We start from the raw sequence: 15,935 nt of genomic DNA, 5'->3' as shown, positions 1-15,935 counted from the left end.
GGGCTCAGCGCCCGGTCGGAGCATGATGTTCGTGCCAGTGGCGGGCGATGTCCACGCGTCGGGTGACCCACACCCGGTCGTGGGCCTCGATGTGGTCGAGAAAGCGCTGCAGGGCGCGAAAGCGGCCGGGCCGGCCGATCAGGCGACAGTGCAGGCCGATCGAGAGCATCTTTGGTGATTCGGCGCCTTCTTCATAGAGCACGTCAAAGGCGTCCTTCAAGTAATTGAAAAACGGATCGCCGTAGTTGAAGCCGCCCGGTGAGGCGAAGCGCATGTCGTTGGTGTCCAGCGTGTAGGGCACGATCAGATGATCGCGTGTCTCGCCCTCGTCATTGTCGACCGGCGTCCAGAAGGGCAGGTCATCGCCGTAGTAATCCGAGTCGTAGAGAAAGTGCTCGTGTTCTCCGACCAGCGCCCGGGTGTTGGGACTGTCACGCCCGGTATACCAGCCCAGCGGCAGCTCGCCGGTCAATTCACGATGCAGCTCAATTGCCTGCACCATCATGGTGCGCTCCTGCTCGAGGCTCATGTCCTGATAGTGAATCCAGCGCAGACCATGGCAGGCAATCTCATGTCCGGCCTCCTGAAAGGCGCTGATCACTTCCGGATGTCGCGCCATGGCCATGGTGACGCCGAATACGGTCAGCGGCAGACCGCGACGCTCGAATTCGCGCAGGATGCGCCAGACGCCGGCGCGTGAGCCGTACTCATAGAGCGACTCCAGGCTCATATGGCGGTCGGGGTAGGGCGCGGCACCAATAATGTCGGAGAGAAACGTCTCGCTGTGGGCATCGCCGTGCAGCACGTTGTTTTCGCCGCCCTCTTCGTAATTGAGCACGAACTGTACGGCCACCCGGGCGCGCCCCGGCCATTTCGGGTTCGGCGGGTGGGCGCCGTAACCGCGCAAATCGCGTGGATAGTTGTCCAGATAAAGATCGTGACTCATGAGGGGCTCCGGCTTAAATGTTCAAAGGCGCCGCGGATGGGCTTGGCGATCGGCAGTGCGCGATCGTTGTGCTTCGAGATCGGATAGCCCGTGGTGCTGATCGCTTCCAGCAGCGCGACACCGGCGGTGACACCATCGATCACCGGCACCCCAAGCGCCTCGCCCAGCCGCTCGGCCAGCTCGCTCATGCCGGCGCAGCCCAGCAGGATGGCGTCGCTGTCATCGGTGCTGAGCGCTTCGCGGCAGGCCGCAAGCAGCGTTTCATAGACGCTGTCGTCGTCGGATTCGAATGCCGCCACCGGCAGCTCACAGGCGTGCAGGCCGGCGCACCGCTCGCGCTTGCCGTACTCGTGCAGCAGCCGTTCGGCAATCGGCAGGGTGCGTCCCAGCGTGGTGACTACCGAAAAGCGTCGCGCGACCATGGTGGCCATCTGCATGCCGGCCTCGGCCACTCCCATCACGGGCACGGAGGCGACCTCGCGGGCCGCGGCCAGACCCGGATCACCGAAACAGGCGATCAGATAACCGTCGACGCGCGTCTCGCCTTGCTCGGTCTCGATGATGCGCTCCAGAAGGCCCGGTACGGCGATGGCCTCATCGAAGTGACCCTCGAGACTGGCCGGGCCGTGGCGGGAGGTCAGCATCAGAATGTCACCGCGCGAGACGCGACGAGCGCTGGTGGCAATCCCCTCGCTCATGGCCGTGCTGGTATTGGGATTGATGACACAGATGGTCGGGGTATGAGAGGTCATGACGCGCTTTGCTCGCGGTGGTGGCCAAAAAGATGTTCGAAATCGGGCAGGGCATCGCCGCTGGCGGTGAAATCAAGGCTCGCCTCGATGCCGGCCAGATGCTCGTTCATCCAGCGCTGTACCGGGGCCAGCTCACCGGCGCGGAGCAAATCGATCAGCTCGATGTGTTCGCAGGGGCAGCCGGCTCCGGCCCGCCCATAAACGGCGATGATCAGGGAAGTTCGAGAAATCAGCTGCGATAGCGCCTCGGCCAGTGAGGGGCTGTCGGCCATGGCCATCAGGCGGCTGTGGAACTCGGCCGAGAGCCGAATGGCATGCTCGCGCTCGGCGCGGGTTTCGCGCTGATGAATGGCCTCGAGCGCCTTGAGATCCGCCGGGGTGAGGCGGGGAAGCACCTCGGCCAGCAGGGCGCTTTCCAGAAGCCGTCGGGCGCGAAATACATCGCGGGCCTCACTGGGGGTGGGGCTGGTGATCTGGGCGCCGCGATGGGTGCGAAGCGTCACCAGCTGCTCCAGCGCCAGGCGCTGCAGCACGCGGCGGATCATGGTGCGACTCACCCCGAAGGCCCCGGCCAGCGCATCTTCCGGCAGTCGGGCGCCCGGGGACAGTCGATGCTCCACGATGGCCTCCCACAGCGCCTGATAGATCGCATCATCGCTGCGCGCGTCACGTCCGGTGGCAAGGCCGGCCAGCAGATGAAACTGACGAGTATCGTTCATGAAGCTCCTGTCATGCGGTTCGATCGGATAGCTGCCTTGAGGATTGTATACAAGCATTTTCCATGCCATGGCACATGAAGGTCTTTAACAAGGCGGTTTGCGCACGTTGAGACACGATCAGCGATCGGCATAAAACGCGCTGCGTATACAAAATTCCCTGTTTGGGTGCGGAAAGAACATGTCGCAGCACGTCTGTGGTGCATACGAGTAGCCGTTCATGGTGAGTGCCAGATGTCGTAACGCTTTTGCTGATCGGTAGACAAAACGGTCACGGTTAAAAACCGACGGCATAACAGCGGTTTGCGACCCAAAAGCGATTATTTATCGCTGCCGGTCTCAATCTGGCACGGGGATTGTATACAAGTGAAGTGACAGACGATGTCGGCCATTCGGCTATCGCAGGGCTGCCAGCGGCAGCGCAATGATCCTTCATGGAGTCGCTCATGAACAGCACTAGGACCCGGGGGCCGCAGCCCGCCACGCCCGATTCGCACCTTTATAATGAAGATCTGGCCCCGGCCCGGCAGAACTGGCGTGCCTACAACATTTTCGCCTTCTGGATGGCCGACATCCACAGCGTGGGTGGTTATGTGCTGGCCGCCAGTCTGTTCGGACTTGGTCTGATGGGCTGGCAGGTACTGATTTCGTTGCTGGTCGGCATTCTCATCGTGCAGTGCTTTGCCAATGCGGTCGCGCGGCCCAGTCAGCGCACCAGTGTGCCCTTCCCGGTCATCTGCCGAATGGCCTTTGGCACAAAGGGCGCCAACGTGCCGGCAGTCATTCGCGGTCTGATCGCGGTGGTGTGGTATGGCATCCAGACCTGGCTTGCCTCCAACGCGCTGCTTCTGGTGCTGCTGCGCTGGTTTCCAGGACTGGAGTCCTGGACACAGGTGAGCTTTGTTGGCCTGTCGGCGCTGGGCTGGCTCTGCTTTACACTGATGTGGCTGCTTCAGGCGCTGGTGTTCTGGCGTGGCATGGACACCATTCGTCGCTTCAACGACTGGGCCGGCCCGCTGGTCTATGCCGTCATGTTTGCTCTCGCCGGCTGGATCGTCTGGCGCGCCGGTGCCGGTAACATCAGCCTGTCGCTGTCGAGCGAGACGCTGACCGGTGGCGAGGCGCTGTGGCAGATGGTGGTCGCCGCCGTACTGGTCGCCGGCTACTTTGCAGGCCCCACGCTCAACTTCGGTGATTTCTCGCGCTACTGCGCCACCGAGAAGGCCGTGCGTCGCGGCAATTTCTGGGGGTTGCCGGTCAACTTTCTGGTGTTTTCCATCATTACCGTGGTGGTGGTCTCCGGCACGCCGCAGGTCTTTGGCGAGATGCTGACCGACCCGATCGAAACCGTGGCCCGGATCGACAGTGTCACCGCGGCCGTGCTGGGTGTCTTTGCCTTTGTCGCCGCCACCATCGGCATCAACATCGTGGCCAACTTCGTGGCGCCGGCGTTTGATTTCTCCCACGTCGCGCCCGAGAAAATCAGCTGGCGCATGGGCGGCATGATCGCCGCCGTGGGCTCGATCTTTCTCACGCCGTGGAATCTTTTCAACAATCCCGAGCTGATTCACTACACGGTGGGTGTACTGGCCGGTCTGATTGGTCCGCTCTACGGCATCATCCTGGTGGATTTTTACAAGGTGCGCCGTCAGAAGATCGATCTCGATGCCCTGTTTTCCTCCGCTGAAGACAGCACCTACCACTATCAGCGCGGCGTCAATCCGGTGGCCCTGCGCTCGCTGATCATGGGGGGGCTGGTGAGTGTGCCGGTCAGCCTGGCGCCGCTGGGTGATATCAGCAGTTTCGCGGTCTTTTTCGGCGGCGGTGTGGCCGCACTCGCCCACGGCTGGCAGTCAGGGTTGTGGCGTCGTGGTGCTGCCGGCAAGCCGGTCACGACACGCTCCTGAAGTCAGCGTGATCCGACGTGGCATCGGGTGTCAAAAGACGCCCGATGCCCCTTTTTGGTGCCGGTAGCCTTAGCTGCTGTCCGGCCCGAAGGTGTTCGGCAGATAGAGGATCAGGTCGGGGAAGAAAATCAGCAGCACGATCGCGCCCAGCATCACCAGTAGATAAAGCATGGTCGTGCCGAGCGCCTGCAGCAACGGGATACCGCCGATGCGCGCCGAGATCATCAGACACAGGCCGTAGGGCGGGGTGATTAGACCAAGACCGAGCGCCATGACGCTGATGACACCGAACTGCAGCGGATCGATACCTGCCTGGGCGGCCAGTGGCTGAAAGATGGGCGCCAGAATGGCCATCGCCGGCAGCGAGTCCATGAAGGTGCCGACCAGCAGCATCACCAGCGTGATCACGATCAGCAGCACGGTCGGGTCGGTGATCTCTACTCCGGCCATCAGATGCGGCGGAATGCGATAGAAGCTGATCAGATAGCCAAAAATCGCCGCGCCCACCAGACTGAACAGCGACAGCGAGCAGAGCCTGACAGTATCGGTCGAGGCGTCCAGCACGCTTTTGAAGGTCAGTTCGCGATAGACCACAAAACCCAGCATCAGTGCATAGAGCACCGCCATGACTGCCGCCTCGGTGGGCGTGACGATCCCGAGCGTAATCCCACCGATGATCAGCACCGGAATGCCGGCGGCCAGCAGGCCATCCTTCCCGGAGTGCAGGATTTCCCTGAGCGTGGCGCGCTTGCGGGTGGGCACGTCATAGCGACGCACGTAGCCCATGTTCATCAAAAGCTGTGTGGCGGCGATCATGATCCCGGGAATAATACCGCCCAGAAAGAGCCCGGCGATCGAGGTGCTGGTCAGCGCACCCCAGACAATCATGTTGATCGAGGGCGGAATGATGATGCCCATCACCGAGGAGGCCGCCGTCACCGCGACGCTGAAATGCGCCGGGTAGCCTTCCTTTTTCATCGCCGGGATCAGCACCGTGCCGATGCCGGCGCTGTCGGCGGTCGATGAGCCTGATACGCCCGCAAACAGCATGCTCACCAGCACGTTGACGTGTGCCAGTGCGCCTCGAACATGCCCCACCAGATTAAGACACAGCGTAATCAGGCGATCGGTAATGCGTGCGGCGTTCATCAGGTTGCCGGCCAGCAGAAACAGTGGCACTGCCAGCAGCACGAACGAATCCATGCCGTAATACATGCGCTGGAACATGATCCAGGGCGTCAGGCGCGGGTCGAGCACGATGATGCCAAACGAGGTCAGCACCAGTGCCATCGCAATGGGTACGCCCAGTATGATCAGCACGCCCAGCAGAATAAACAGGAGCCATGGCAGCACAAAAAGCCAGTCGGCCGTCATCATTGGCGTGTCTCCTTTTGCGCGTGGGCGGTCGTCGGGAGGTCAGCCCCCGCGGTGGCCGGTTCGTCGATATCGATTCCCGACGGGGTGTCGAGGGCGTTTTCCATGGCATTGAGCCCCTGGGTGGCGCTCAGCAACAGGCGCTGCAGGCTGAACAGCACGATCAATACGCCACAGACCAGAAACGCCGAATAGGTCACCACCATCGGCAACTGTGAAGCGCTGGCGATACGGTTGAAGCCGGACTGGGCAAATGCCTGGCCGAAAACGATGAATACGACGCCCACGATCAGACAGGCCAGATCACGCAAAATACGGGTGAACCGACCCATGGCGCTTTTGCGGGCGAAGGCCTCGAGCACGAAGTGATCGGCATGCAATACGCCCAGCGCCGTGCCCAGCATGATCATCCACTGAAAGGCGAAGCGGCTGAGCTCTTCGGTGGCGTAGGCCGCCGGCAGCATGTCCAGATTGCGGCTGGCAATCTGATAGATGATCAGTGCAATGAAGGCTGCCAGCAGCATCAGCAGCACGATATTGAGCACCCGTTCCAGAGCGCGGTTGAATCGGCCCAGAGCCGTTACGAATGCCATGGCGCGCCTCCTCAGTCGGTGTTGATGATCAGTTCATAAAGATCGCGAAGACCCCTCTCATCGATCACCCGGCCCAGGGGCTCGGCGACCATGGCCTGCATGCGCTCCCGGTCCATCGGATAAAAGGTTGCGCCTTCCTCCTTGAGCTTTTCCCGTGACTCCCTGTCCAGACGAATCTGCAGGTCACGAGCGTACTGCTCGCTTTCATCGGCGGCGGCCTGTACTTCGCGCTGCTCCTCGGGTGACAGCGACTGCCAGGTTCGGGAGGAGACGGTCAGCAAACGCACGGTGATGTCATGCTCGGAAAGCCCGATATAGGGCGCGACTTCATGGAAACGCATGCGATAGATCCATTCCGCCTCGTTGAGCAGCCCGTCGATGGCGCCGAGTTGCAGTCCGGTATAGATCTCCCGATAGGCCATGACCGTGGGCCGGGTGCCCAGCGCCGACCAGGCCGTGATCACCGGTCTGGTCGGGTTGGTGCGAAGCTTCATGCCCTTGAGCGCATCAAGGTTTTCCAGCGGCCGGGTGCTGACGATCTGTCGAGTGCTGCCGCCGTAGTAGGCCAGTACCTTGACCCCGGTTTCGTCCTCGATTCGCCGGGCAATCTCCTGTCCGGGCTGGCCATCCAGCACGTGCTCCCAGTGATCGATGTCGCGATAGAGAAACGGGATCGAGAAGATGCTGGCGGTATGGGAAAACTCCGAGATCAGCCCCGGATTGACGATCGAGAAGTCCAGTGCCCCGGCGGTCTGCTGCTCGAACATTTCGGTTTCATGGCCCAGCACTGAATTGCTGTAGATGCTGACGGTCAGCGCCCCGTGGCTTTTGTCCTTCAAAAGCTTGCCAAAGCGCTCGGCACTGGCGTGATAGGCCGTCTCCTCGGTGGCGCCGTGGCCAAAGATCAACTCGCGGGCGCTGACTCTGGACGGAGATAGCACTGACAGCCCCAGCAGCAGGATCACCAGCAGCAGTGGGAGGCAGCGGCGCAGAACGGGTAGGCAGGACATCATGATGGCTCCCGTGAAGGATGAAGGAGGGGGGCCGAGCTGGCGCGAACATGCAGGGAAGTCTCCAGCACGATGCGACGTGGCTCGCCGCCAGGGCTGGCAAGGCATTCCAGCGCCAGTCCGGCGGCGGCCTGGCCGATGGCATGAGGGTGCGTGGCAAGGCTGCTCAGCGCCGGGTCGCTCAGCGCCGCTTCATCGCTGTCATCGATGCCGATAACCGCACAGTCGACACCCGGTACAAGCTTTAGACGTGCCAGCGCCAATTGGGCGCCCAGCGCCATCAGATCGTTGTGACAGATGAGTGCCGTGGGCGGGTCGGCTTCATCCATGATCTCAAGCATACGTTCGAGTCCCGCCCGGCGGGTCAGCTCATGGTTTCCGGTGCGGATGTCGGAGACCAGACCGGCCTCTTTCATGGCGTGTTGATAGCCCGCCATACGCTCACGATCGGCCGAGCTCTGGCCGGTGCCGGTCAATAGCGCGATGCGGTGATGACCCTGATCGATCAGATGCGCCACGGCGCAGGCAAGGCCGGTACGAATGTCGGCGCCAACATAGTGGCCGCGGGGCGTGTCGCCCACGTGGCGCATCACTTCGATGCAGGGCATGCCCCAGGTCTTGATAGTGTGGATCAGGCTTTCCGGCGTGTTCTCGGCGGCGCAGAGCAGCAGGGCATCAATGCGCTGCTCGCGCAGGCGGTTGACCAGACGCTCCTGACGCTCCGGATTATCCCCGGTGCTGGCCAGAAAGGAGACGTAGTCGGCGTTTTGCAGGGTCTCGTCGATGCCTGCAACCATGGCACCGAAAAAGGGGTTGGCAATGTCATGCACCACCACGCCAACGGTGGCCGTGCGGGCACTGCGAAGGGTGGCCGCGCCGCGGTTGTAGACATAGCCCAGGGCGCTGGCGGCCTCCATGACGCGTGCTCGGGTGTGTCTGGCCACCAGCGGGCTCTCCTGGAGCACCAGCGAGACGGTCGAACGCGAAACGCCGGCATGCGCGGCCAGATCCTTGAGCGTGACGGTTTTTTTTGACTGAGGCATGCCGAAGACCTGTCATGTGAGCGCTTTTGGATCGATCCAAAACGTTCGACAGACTAGCGCTGCTTCAGAGGCCGCGCCTATTGCGCTTTAGTGCTACGGCGAAGGTCCAGGAGGGGCCGGCAGGGCACCCGCCGTAAACGCGACTCGCGCCAGTGTCCCCCCGCCTGCTGCTTCGTGCAGCGAGATATCGGCGCTCATTGCCGTACAGATCTGGCGAGCAATGGCCAGCCCCAGCCCGGTACCGCTGATGGCGCGTCCGGCATCCTCTTCCTGAACGCCTTCCCGCCGAACCCGGTAAAAGCGCTCGAAGACCCGTTCGCGCTCGTCGACGGGAATGCCGGGCCCATCGTCTTCGACCTCAATGATGGCATCTTTCAGTACCCGCACGGTGATGTGACCGCCTGCAGGCGTATAGGCCTGGGCATTGCCGATCAGGATGGCCAGCAGCTCGTTGATCAGGGCGCTGTCGGCATGCACCCATACGGGCTGTTCGGCCTCGAGCGCCAGTGTCAGGCCGCGCTGCCAGGCAAGCGAGACCATGCTCATGCAGAAGTCGCGGGCTGTTTCCGAAAGCTCCAGCCGTCCGAATTCCCGTCGTCGGATATCGTTTTCCACCCGCGCCAGCGACAGCAAACGATTGGCCAGCAGGGTTAGCGCCTCCAGATCCCGCTGGGCGCTTTCCAGCGTGTCGCGCAGCGCGGCATGCTCTTGTGCCTGCATGCCAAGTTCCAGACGTGCTCGCAGCGCAAACAGGGGTGTGCGAAGTTCATGGGCGGCATCGGCCACAAAGGTGCGCTGGGCGCGCAGGGTGTCGTCCAGACGAGCCGTTAGATGGTTGATGGCCCCAATCAGCCCGCGTACCTCGCTTTGCACGTTTTCGGTCGGCAGCGGTTCGAGGTTGTCCGGTGAGCGACTGGCAACCATGTCTGTGATGCGCCTTAACGGTCGCAGGGCGGCATCAATGGCCAGCATGAAGAGAATGAAGGCACCACCGGCAAACAGGGTCAGGCGCAGCAGTGAATCGCTCAGCAGTTCGTGCATCAGCTGAATGTGAATATCGCGATGCTCGGCCACGCGCACCTCGACCATGTCGTGATAGCCCGGCTGGCTGACCGGTACCAGCAGCGATACCACGCGGACATCACGACCGCCGTAGGCGGCATCGTAAAAGCGCGCCAGCGAAGGGTAGCGCTGGGTCATGGTGCTTGATGGCGGTGGCGCGGGCAGGTCATCAAAGCCCGCGATCGAGCCCTGTTGTGACGCAATGATCTGATAAAAGGCGCTGCCGCCGCTGTCGAGCGAAAAGGGATCGAGCACGGCACGCGATATCTTCGCCTGCAGCCGTCCATCCTGAAAGGTCAGGGATTCTCCCAGCACGCGGGCGGCAATCAGCAGCGGCCGATCATAGGCGCTGCGTGCTACCCGCCAGGCATCCAGCCAGGCTCCGGCCACGCCCACGCCGATCAACAGCAGCAGTGCTGCACCAATACGCCGCGTCAGGCGGCCGCGCAGACTGCGGCGGGAAAGGCTGGCTTTCATGTCGGTATGTCCGCCGCCTCGGTCGGCTGGGTCTCCAGCTGATAGCCCAGTCCGCGAAAGGTCACGATGCGCACGTCACTGCCTTCCAGCTTGCGCCGCAGACGCGAGACATAGACTTCGATGGCATCGAAGGAGCCATCCTCTGCCATCGAAAATACCTGTGCTGCCAGATGCTCCTTGCTGACCGTACGCCCGACGCGTGCCATCAGGGCTTCCAGCAGGGCCAGCTCCCGGGGCGGTAGCGTCAGCGGCTGATCGAGCAGGGTAAAGCTGCGTGCGTCAAGATCGAAGGCCAGTGCGCCACAGCGGTGAATCTGCTGGCCATCATGGCGGGTGCGGCGGATCAGGGCGTTGATGCGAGCCTGCAGTTCGGATAGGGAAAAGGGTTTGATCAGATAGTCGTCCGCGCCCAGGTTGAGCCCCTTGACGCGGTCGTTGATGCTGCCACGGGCGGTCAACATCATGACCGGTAGACGCGTGTCACGCTTTCGAAGCCAGCTTAAAAGCGTAAAGCCGTCCATCTCCGGCAGACCGATATCCAGAAGCAGCAGGGCGTAGCTTTCGGTTTCAAGCGCCGTGCGTGCCGAGGCACCATCATGCATGACGTCTACCCGCCAGCCAGCAGATTCCAGCGAGCGCTGGATGCTCTCCGCCAGTGAGGGGTGGTCTTCGACCAATAGCGTACGCATTGCCGCTCCCGTGAAAGGTTGTTGAAAGCCTGTCGAACTATCTTGCCTACAGGCGAAGCCCGGACAGATCTGATCCCGCATGAGCGTATGAAGATTGTCCATGAGGACAGTATGCATGGCCACCGTCTGGTGACCAATGTACCGCCAGACCGACATGGCATTCATCTTCAGGGTTTCGATCGCCGTATAACAAAAGCTCCGGTCAGTTCTCCGGGCAGACGTGAGGAACAGGCAACATGACAATGACACGACGCAGCTTCGGCAAGGGGCGCATGGCAGCACTGGCCCTGATCGGCGCCCTGGGTCTGGGCACCGGTTTCCAGGCCCAGGCCTTTGACGGGCCCAATCGCCCTGAATGTATCGCACCGGCAGCGCCGGGCGGCGGCTTTGACCTGACCTGCAAGCTGGCCCAGACCGCGTTGGTGCAAGAGAAGATTCTCTCCACGCCCATGCGTGTGACCTATATGCCCGGCGGCGTTGGCGCCGTGGCCTATAACACGGTGGTCGCTCAGCGTCCGGATGATCCCAATTCGATTGTTGCCTGGTCCAGCGGCTCGCTTTTGAACCTGGCCCAGGGCAAGTTTGGCCGCTTTGATGAAAGCGCCGTACGCTGGCTGGCCGGTGTGGGCACCAGCTATGGTGCGGTCGCGGTGCGTGCCGACTCTCCCTACAAAAATCTCGATGATCTGGTTCAGGCGCTGCGCAAGGACCCCAGCAAGGTCGTGATCGGTGCCGGTGGCTCGGTCGGCGGTCAGGACTGGATGCAGACGGCGCTGCTGGCGAAGGCTGCCGGTATCGATCCCAAGAAGATGCGCTATGTCGCGATGGAAGGTGGCGGCGAGCTGGCCACATCGCTGCTGGGCGGACACATTCAGGTCGCCAGCACCGATATCGCTGACTCGGTACCGCATGTGCAAAGCGGTGACATGCGCATTCTGGCCGTGTTCTCCGAAGAGCGCCTGCCGGGTGATGTGACCGAGGACATTCCTACCGCGCTCGAGCAGGGCTATGACGTGCAGTGGCCGGTCATTCGTGGCTTCTACGTCGGGCCGAAGGTCAGTGATGAAGCCTACAACTGGTGGAAGGACGCCTTCGACAAGCTGCTGGCCTCTGATGATTTCGCCAAGCTGCGTGAACAGCGCGAACTGTATCCCTTCGCGATGACCGGCGATGAGCTGGATGCCTACGTGAAAAAGCGCGTAGCGGATTACCGCGAGCTGGCCGATCAGTTCGGTCTGGTCAAGTAAATCCGAAACCGACGCAGGTGCCCTGTCAGGGTGCCTGCGTCGCTGGTCGTCTGTCCGGAGCCTGTCATGATCTATCAACGTCTTTTTTTGACGGCGCTGCTGATTGTCTATGCGGTGCTGGCCTATGCCGCAACCACCTATGAAGCTGCCTTTTCCTACGAGCCTGTCGGACCGCGCGCCTTCCCGCTGCTGCTGCTGGCCCTGCTGGCGGTGAGCACGGTCTATCTGATCATCCGCCCCGGCCAGATGGCAGAAGAGAATGCCGACACGCCGCTGACAGGACATGTGCTGGGGCGTCTGGTGCTGTGTGTACTGGCGCTGTCCCTGTTTGCCTTCTTCTTTGAAAAGCTTGGCTTTGTGGTCGCGGCATTTTTATTTGCCATTGCCATGTGCCGACTCTACAACGGGGGCTGGGTGACCAGTGTGATTACCGGGGCCGTCATGTCGCTGGCCTTTTACGTTCTCTTTGATCGGCTACTGGACGTACCCCTGCCGCTGGGCGTGCTATCAGGACTGGGAGTCTAAACCATGGAAACACTGGGATATCTGGGCCAGGGATTCGGCGTGGCCACCACACCACTGAATCTGTTGACGGCCCTGTGCGGTACGCTGATCGGTACCGTGGTTGGGCTTTTGCCCGGACTCGGCCCGATCAATGGTGTAGCGCTTCTGATTCCGATTGCCTTTGCGCTCGGTCTGCCGCCGGAAACGTCCCTGATTCTGCTGGCAGCGGTATATTTGGGCTGTGAGTATGGCGGGCGTATCTCGTCGATTCTTCTGAACATTCCCGGCGAAGCTTCTGCTGTCATGACTGCCATGGACGGTCATCCGCTGGCACGTCAGGGCAAGGGCGGTATTGCGCTGTCCATTTCGGCGGGCGGCTCCTTCATGGGCGGCTTGATTGCCACCATCGGTGTGACCATCTTCGCCCCGCTGCTGGCAAAATGGGCGGTCGCATTCGGTCCGGCCGAGTATTTCGTCATGATGGTCTTTGCCATTACCTGTCTGGCGGGCATGGCCGGCAACAAGCCGATGAAAACGGCGGTCGCCTCATTGATCGGACTGCTGCTGGCATGTGTGGGCATTGACTCCAACAGCGGTGTTTATCGATTTACCTTTGGTAGTCTGGGACTGGCTGACGGCATTCAGTTTGTGGTGCTGGTGCTGGGGCTTTTCAGTATCAGCGAGATTCTGGTATTGCTCGAGCGCACCTATTACGGCCAGAGCGCCCTCAAGACCAGCGGTCGCATGCTGTTCAACATGAAAGAAGCCATGTTCGTTAAATGGACCGTGCTGCGCAGCGGCGTGGTGGGCTTTTTCATGGGCATTCTGCCTGGCGCCGGCGCCACCATGGCCAGTGCCGTGGCCTACATGAGCGAAAAGCGCATGGCCACGAAGGATAATCGCTTCGGCGATGGCGATCTGCGTGGTCTGGCCGCACCGGAAACGGCCAACAGTGCCGCGGCGTGTGGCTCGATGGTGCCGATGCTGACACTCGGCGTGCCAGGGTCAGGTACCACTGCGGTCATGCTGGGTGCGCTGACGCTTTACAACATTACGCCCGGGCCGCTGCTGTTTCAGACCGACCCGCAGCTGGTATGGGGCCTGATCGCGTCGCTGTTTATCGCCAACGTCATGCTGGTGGTGATGAACATCCCGCTGATTCGCGTGTTCACCAAGATTCTGGCCGTGCCCTACTGGGCACTGGTGCCGGGCATCGCGATTGTCACGGCGATCGGGGTTTACGGCGTGCATGCCACCACCTTTGATCTGTTCTTGATGATCGGGATTGGCGTGATGGGCTATATCCTGCGCAAGTTCGATTTTCCGCTGTCGGCGGTGCTGCTGGGCTTCATCCTGGGCGGCATCATGGAGCAGAACCTGCGCCGTGCGCTGTCGATCTCCAACGGTGATCTCTCGATCCTGTGGTCGAGCCCGATTACCTGGGGAGGCTGGGCACTGGTGGCACTGATGGTTGTGTTGCCGATGTATCGCGGTTGGCGCCAGCGCCAGGTCGCTCGGCCGGCCAATCCGTAAGACAGTCATTACCACGCCTGTCAGAGGGCTCGCCAATGGCGGGCCCTTTTTTATGATGTGTATAAGAAGGCATTGCCCTGCTTGGCGACGGGCGGTGCCATCAAGGCCATCAGTGATGGGCGTATTCCTCACGATATGAGCGGCTTTTGCGGGCATTCGCTGCCTGATCATGACCGCAGACAAAGCACATCATGGCCGGTATGCTGCCCTGTTGGATCACGTATGTGGTCTCACTTCGGAAGTGGCGTGCATCACGTCTGTGATCTTGCTTCGGGTCTGGCGGGCATCTTGTCTGTGAGTAGTGGATGATCCGGTGTCTGGCGCTGTCGACAAGGGGCATCCCCGGGCCTTGCGGCAGGCCTCATCATGCGAGCCGGAAGGAGAGCGGATTAATGATGTAGATGATTTGCCACGGCGGGTATGGTGTTGCGGTAAAACGAAAGGGGAGGCCACATGCCGGTTAAAGGAAAGGGCCCGCCAATGGCGGGCCCTTTTCATATGGTGCAGGTGCATGTCCTGCAGGAAGGGAGGCTCAGCGTGCGCCGGAACCGGTAAAGATGGTGCGAATGGTGCGAATCACGACCAGCAGGTCCATCCAGAACGAGAAGTTGCGGATGTAGTAAAAGTCATATTCGAGCTTGAGACGCGAGCCCTCGACTTCCGAGGCGTAGCCCTGTTCGACCTGAGCCCACCCCGAAATGCCGGGCCTGACGGCATGACGGTAGCGAAAGAAGGGGATGTCGCGCTCGTAGGCTTCGGTCAGCGCCGGTGTTTCCGGACGGGGGCCAATCAGACTCATCTCACCCTTGAGCACGTTGAACAGCTGCGGCAGCTCATCGATACGATACTTGCGAAGATATTTGCCGACTTTCGTGATTCGGGGGTCTTCTCCTTCCTGAGTCGGGCGAACATCGTCAGGATTCACATACATGCTGCGCATCTTGTAGACGTCAAATTCTTCACCCTGAAAGCCCGAGCGGCGCTGGCAAAACAGGACGGGACCCGGGTCATCACGTTTGATCATGATCGCTGCCACTGCCATGATCGGCAGGGCCGCCGGCAGCATTAACAGTGCTGCGACAACATCGGCCAGTCGCTTGAAAAGCTCATAGCTGGTTCTGGGCATCAGCGAGCCATAGCGATTGGCATGAATCTGATCGAGCCCGATACGTCCGGTAGAGGCTTCACCGAAGCGGCGTGCGTCATGAACCGGAATCCGCTGGATGGTGCAGTCGGCCAGAAAGCGCTGCCATTCATCGCCGAGTTCGCAGGAAAGATCAACGATCACACCGTCCACTCGCAGGTTTTCGAGGTCGGGTCCAGATAGCCAGCGCTGATCAATGTCGTGATGGTTAAACCATTCCTGAATATTGCCCAACGGCACCAGCGCCATCTTGCGTCGACGATAGCGGCGCGCCACCCGATAGCCGGCCCAGCCGCATAGCAGGGCGAGGCCTCCCGACATCAGCAGCTGCAACAGATCAAAGGGGATGGCCATCAGCTCCAGCACGGTCAGTACCAGTAGATAGACGGCCGTGACCACGGGGACGACATAGGTACAGGGATCGGCACCCGGGTGTCGGGAGAGCTGCTGGACGGTACGAAAGGCCATCATCCAGGCGATGGCGCTGGCCAGCATGGCGGTACTGGTGCCCATGCCTTCCACGGATGAGCCGTGCCACTCACGACTCCACAGTGCCGGCAGCAGTGAGGTCAGGGTCAATCCAAGCAGATAGTGAACCCGAAAGCTCAAGAGGATGCGCTCATACCAAAGCGAGTGCCGGTGATTGCCGCGTACCGGTCGTGTCGTCATTTCCATGACCTGTCCCTGAATGTGTATCTTTTGTTGGGTAATCACATGTGTTCAAAACATCATTCGGCTGCATACCGGCGGTCAAAGTCGGTGCAGGTCGCAATATTTTATGCGGGCGTGAAAAGTAATATCGTTTTGTTTGACAGGATTATCTATGCAATATTGTGCATCGATAAAAAGAAGGGTCTAACGGACTTTGTTAAGTAGATTGATTTATTTCAGAAGATTGCGAGCCCCTAAAAAGTTCCCCTCTTGCACATAAGTATCAG

Annotated in this window: 14 protein-coding genes; 4 read left to right on the top strand and 10 right to left on the bottom strand. The window is 61.0% G+C overall.

Annotated elements, in window-relative coordinates; all coding sequences use genetic code 11:
• Positions 1 to 4: 4 nt before the first annotated feature.
• Genes puuE through B9H00_RS07280 form a run of 3 tightly spaced genes read right to left on the bottom strand, consistent with a single transcriptional unit; the run spans position 5 to position 2,417 of the window.
• Positions 5 to 946: an allantoinase PuuE gene (gene puuE, locus B9H00_RS07290; RefSeq protein WP_086900095.1), complete on the bottom strand. Its 942-nt coding sequence runs from the start codon at positions 944 to 946 to the stop codon at positions 5 to 7.
• Positions 943 to 1,698, bottom strand: coding sequence for an aspartate/glutamate racemase family protein (locus B9H00_RS07285; protein ID WP_086900094.1), 756 nt, complete (start codon positions 1,696 to 1,698; stop codon positions 943 to 945). Before B9H00_RS07285 ends, puuE begins: the two co-directional genes overlap by 4 nt.
• Complete coding sequence (locus B9H00_RS07280) at positions 1,695 to 2,417, bottom strand: GntR family transcriptional regulator (RefSeq protein ID WP_086900093.1); 723 nt, start codon at positions 2,415 to 2,417, stop codon at positions 1,695 to 1,697. Before B9H00_RS07280 ends, B9H00_RS07285 begins: the two co-directional genes overlap by 4 nt.
• Positions 2,418 to 2,860: 443 nt before the next feature.
• Between B9H00_RS07280 and B9H00_RS07275 the strand changes: the two genes are divergently transcribed.
• Positions 2,861 to 4,321 (top strand): NCS1 family nucleobase:cation symporter-1, encoded by a 1,461-nt coding sequence (locus B9H00_RS07275; protein ID WP_086901757.1) that lies wholly within the window; start codon positions 2,861 to 2,863, stop codon positions 4,319 to 4,321.
• 69 nt (positions 4,322 to 4,390) lie between these two features.
• Here B9H00_RS07275 and B9H00_RS07270 read toward each other — a convergent pair whose 3' ends face one another.
• The 6 genes from B9H00_RS07270 to B9H00_RS07245 all read right to left on the bottom strand — a co-directional run bounded on the left by B9H00_RS07270 (position 4,391) and on the right by B9H00_RS07245 (position 10,569).
• A complete protein-coding gene (locus tag B9H00_RS07270; RefSeq protein WP_086900092.1) occupies positions 4,391 to 5,698 on the bottom strand; it encodes a TRAP transporter large permease in 1,308 nt (435 codons plus the stop codon).
• The gene (locus B9H00_RS07265; RefSeq protein WP_086900091.1) at positions 5,695 to 6,288 is read right to left on the bottom strand and encodes a TRAP transporter small permease; all 594 of its coding nucleotides are present in this window, start codon (positions 6,286 to 6,288) and stop codon (positions 5,695 to 5,697) included. Before B9H00_RS07265 ends, B9H00_RS07270 begins: the two co-directional genes overlap by 4 nt.
• An 11-nt stretch (positions 6,289 to 6,299) precedes the next feature.
• Positions 6,300 to 7,301: a TRAP transporter substrate-binding protein gene (locus tag B9H00_RS07260; protein WP_169713432.1), complete on the bottom strand. Its 1,002-nt coding sequence runs from the start codon at positions 7,299 to 7,301 to the stop codon at positions 6,300 to 6,302.
• Positions 7,298 to 8,341 carry a LacI family DNA-binding transcriptional regulator gene (locus B9H00_RS07255; RefSeq protein WP_086900090.1) on the bottom strand — a complete coding sequence of 348 codons (1,044 nt, stop codon included), beginning with the start codon at positions 8,339 to 8,341 and terminating at the stop codon, positions 7,298 to 7,300. The genes B9H00_RS07260 and B9H00_RS07255 overlap by 4 nt, the downstream gene beginning before the upstream one ends.
• A 93-nt stretch (positions 8,342 to 8,434) precedes the next feature.
• Positions 8,435 to 9,880: a sensor histidine kinase gene (locus B9H00_RS07250; protein ID WP_086900089.1), complete on the bottom strand. Its 1,446-nt coding sequence runs from the start codon at positions 9,878 to 9,880 to the stop codon at positions 8,435 to 8,437.
• Positions 9,877 to 10,569, bottom strand: coding sequence for a response regulator (locus B9H00_RS07245; RefSeq protein ID WP_086900088.1), 693 nt, complete (start codon positions 10,567 to 10,569; stop codon positions 9,877 to 9,879). The genes B9H00_RS07250 and B9H00_RS07245 overlap by 4 nt, the downstream gene beginning before the upstream one ends.
• A gap of 236 nt (positions 10,570 to 10,805) precedes the next feature.
• Here B9H00_RS07245 and B9H00_RS07240 point away from each other — a divergent pair, with 236 nt between their 5' ends.
• The 3 genes from B9H00_RS07240 (at position 10,806) to B9H00_RS07230 (ending at position 13,853) form a co-directional block, all read left to right on the top strand.
• A complete protein-coding gene (locus B9H00_RS07240) occupies positions 10,806 to 11,816 on the top strand; it encodes a Bug family tripartite tricarboxylate transporter substrate binding protein (RefSeq protein ID WP_236944382.1) in 1,011 nt (336 codons plus the stop codon).
• Positions 11,817 to 11,882: 66 nt separating this feature from the next.
• Positions 11,883 to 12,341 carry a tripartite tricarboxylate transporter TctB family protein gene (locus B9H00_RS07235; RefSeq protein ID WP_086900087.1) on the top strand — a complete coding sequence of 153 codons (459 nt, stop codon included), beginning with the start codon at positions 11,883 to 11,885 and terminating at the stop codon, positions 12,339 to 12,341.
• Positions 12,342 to 12,344: 3 nt separating this feature from the next.
• Positions 12,345 to 13,853 carry a tripartite tricarboxylate transporter permease gene (locus B9H00_RS07230; protein WP_086900086.1) on the top strand — a complete coding sequence of 503 codons (1,509 nt, stop codon included), beginning with the start codon at positions 12,345 to 12,347 and terminating at the stop codon, positions 13,851 to 13,853.
• A gap of 532 nt (positions 13,854 to 14,385) precedes the next feature.
• On the opposite strand, the gene B9H00_RS07225 is transcribed toward B9H00_RS07230, so the two are convergent.
• Positions 14,386 to 15,672, bottom strand: a complete 1,287-nt coding sequence (locus tag B9H00_RS07225) for an exopolysaccharide biosynthesis polyprenyl glycosylphosphotransferase (protein WP_086900085.1) — start codon at positions 15,670 to 15,672, stop codon at positions 14,386 to 14,388.
• Positions 15,673 to 15,935 lie beyond the last annotated feature (263 nt).

Source organism: Kushneria marisflavi (assembly GCF_002157205.1).
GTDB lineage: Bacteria > Pseudomonadota > Gammaproteobacteria > Pseudomonadales > Halomonadaceae > Kushneria > Kushneria marisflavi.
This window is presented reverse-complemented; position numbering and strand designations above follow the sequence as displayed.